At 48.5% G+C, this 1,275-nt stretch carries 3 protein-coding genes; all 3 read left to right on the forward strand.

What is annotated here, in order from left to right; all coding sequences use genetic code 11:
* The coding region (locus tag A3739_RS13595) for an SPOR domain-containing protein (RefSeq protein WP_197472318.1) at positions 1 to 232 on the forward strand (232 nt) is incomplete at its 5' end.
* A 173-nt stretch (positions 233 to 405) separates the two neighbouring features.
* The gene (hslV, locus tag A3739_RS13600) at positions 406 to 927 is read left to right on the forward strand and encodes an ATP-dependent protease subunit HslV (RefSeq protein ID WP_068501731.1); all 522 of its coding nucleotides are present in this window, start codon (positions 406 to 408) and stop codon (positions 925 to 927) included.
* A 12-nt stretch (positions 928 to 939) separates the two neighbouring features.
* The coding region (locus A3739_RS13605) for an AAA family ATPase (RefSeq protein ID WP_156502580.1) at positions 940 to 1,275 on the forward strand (336 nt) is incomplete at its 3' end.

Below are 1,275 nucleotides of genomic sequence, written 5' to 3' on the forward strand. Positions count from 1 at the left end.
GTACATGCTTCAAACTGGCTCCTTCCGTCAACGCAAAGACGCAGAACGCCAGAAAGCTACGATCGCATTTCAGGGACTTAAAGCTTCAATCAAAGCGACCAGCAACGACCAAGGCAGCACATGGTTCCGAGTTCAAACTGGCCCCTTTGCTTCTCGTAGTGAGATGAATGCGGCCTTAGATAAACTCTATGCGATCAATATTCAGCCGCTCGTGAAGAAAAGCAAAAAGTAAGCTCAAAGTGGCGCTTGTTCGCTTCGCTTAACTCTCCCCTTCTTTTAAAGCCTGGACACTCATAGTCATCATCGTGCGCGTACGCATTATTTTACGCGCAGAAACCTTGAATTTCTGAGTTCCGCATCCATATTCGTTCGAGACAAAAAAATTCATCGAGTAGGAGCTCAACGATGACCACTATCTTATCTGTCCGCAGAGAAGGCGAAGTTGCACTAGGCGGCGATGGCCAAGTCTCTCTTGGCAACACCATCATGAAAGGCAATGCGAAGAAAGTGCGCCGTCTCTACAATGGACAAGTCATCGCGGGCTTTGCTGGAGGCACTGCAGATGCTTTCACGCTATTTGAACGCTTTGAAGCTCAGCTAGAAAAACATCAAGGGCACCTCGTTCGAGCGGCCGTAGAATTAGCAAAAGATTGGCGAACTGACAGAGATCTTCGAAAACTCGAAGCATTACTTGCTGTTGCCGACAAAGACTCGTCACTCATTATTACGGGCAACGGCGATGTCATTGAACCTGAAGACAGTCTAATCGCCATTGGCTCAGGCGGTCCTTTCGCGCAAGCAAGTGCGCGCGCCCTACTTGATAACACCGAGCTCGGTGCACGCGATATTGTTGAGAAAGGCTTAGACATTGCAGCAAGCATTTGCGTATTTACCAACGACAACCGCACTATCGAAGAACTGAAGTAAAAGGCTAGCACTATGGCGAACATGACCCCGCGCGAGATCGTACATGAACTCAACCAACACATTATTGGCCAAGACGACGCAAAACGTGCCGTTGCTATCGCTCTTCGTAATCGCTGGCGCCGAATGCAACTAAACGAGGATCTACGCGACGAAGTTTCGCCAAAGAATATCCTAATGATTGGCCCGACAGGCGTTGGTAAAACAGAAATCGCTCGACGACTCGCTAAACTCGCAGACGCACCTTTTGTTAAGATTGAAGCGACCAAATTTACTGAAGTGGGCTATGTAGGCAGAGATGTTGATTCAATCATCCGCGACCTTGCCGAAAACGCGCTTAAACTTTTCCGT

The organism is Oleiphilus sp. HI0067 (assembly GCF_001635735.1).

What these genes read in the sequence shown, in the direction of transcription:
- hslV (WP_068501731.1), top strand. Translation starts at nt 406, where the DNA reads ATGACCACTATCTTATCTGTCCGCAGAGAAGGCGAAGTTGCACTAGGC.